The sequence below is a fragment of the Brevundimonas sp. GN22 genome (assembly GCF_054824005.1).
The window spans coordinates 1-1,232 of record NZ_JSYD01000175.1 but is presented as its reverse complement, the minus strand read 5'-3'; the positions used below and the strand labels follow the sequence as shown (position 1 = coordinate 1,232).

Annotated in this window: 1 protein-coding gene; it reads left to right on the top strand. The window is 41.6% G+C overall.

Annotated features, from left to right (window positions below; translation table 11 throughout):
• Positions 1–242: 242 nt before the first annotated feature.
• Positions 243–911 (top strand): hypothetical protein, encoded by a 669-nt coding sequence (locus tag OB03_RS14645; protein ID WP_461344658.1) that lies wholly within the window; start codon positions 243–245, stop codon positions 909–911.
• Positions 912–1,232: the final 321 nt, after the last annotated feature.

The window sequence follows — 1,232 nt, the reverse complement described above, 5'->3', positions numbered from 1 at the left end:
TCGAACACGTGACCCCCGCATTACGAAATCTCGGGAAGCGGCGCTTAAAGTTTATATATTACAATGTATTGATGGGGCTATTGGTGAGGTTTGTGCCTGTCCCATCGACGACCCACACTGGTCTATAGCGGCCCCAAAAACTAGCCTCGTTCGTGGTGCTGCGTTATCTAGCAATATCAACGGTATTATAGGGGGGGACTGTTATGCAGAGAAGCTCACTTTCGGATGAAATAAAGCGTGCCATGCAAGTGCTGAAAATAGCCATCAAATGGCTTGGCCTTGCTGTTGCGGCTTTAACAGCGCTTACGCTTTGGGGGTTCGGAGCAATGATATGGAAATCCGGTGTAAATGTTAGTATTCATTTAGTTATAATTTCTATATTTACTTTATTGTGTGTTTTTCTATTTCCATTTGTATGGAAGATGTTTTCAAAGAAAAATCATAATCTTATAATTTCTGGCATTTTGGGGACATTTTTAGCTTCATTGATTTCTCATAGCCTTGTTATGAATGAGTTTATCAAAACTCCTGATGGCGTTGAGTGGGGAGCTAGAAAAAAAGAGCTAGAGAAAATTGAATCTGACAAAAAATTAGAAAAAATAAGGAAAGTCGAAGCAGAAAATCGACTGAATGATATAAAAGAAAATTCCCATAATATTAAAGCAGATTTGAAAAATTGCATTAATTGGCGAGGGCAAGTTCCAAGCCTTGTGTCTAGAATTAGGAATGATTTACACAATCCTAGATCTTTTGAGCATGTAAATACTGTGTTTAATGAAAATTTAGCAAAACCTGTATTTATTATGACTTATAGGGCTGAAAATGGATATGGTGCGATTCGTACTTCTCAAGTAAAGGCATTTATATCTTACGATGATTGCTCCGTGTTGGCGCTTGAGCATCAACAATAAAATGTATTTAAATACTGATTGTTGTTGTAAGTATCCGCCCCTTATATAGCTGAGACAGCTGAGACCAGTAAGGGGCGGAGGTGTCTTCACCAAGCCTTGTGCTTCGCTGCACCCGCCTCGACCGCCTTCAGCAGCGTATGGTTTTACCAAGTGGCTATAGCGCTGGGGTTGAAAGGCTGTTCAGTAGGGTGAAGTCCTAATCAACGCCCAAAGCTCGCCCACTAGGAACCCACGACGGAGTCTAGCCAAAGGCACTTTAGCCTTAGGGGAAGTTCATACACTGCTGGAAAGGGTGGTGCCGCTTACGTGACTCGAACACGT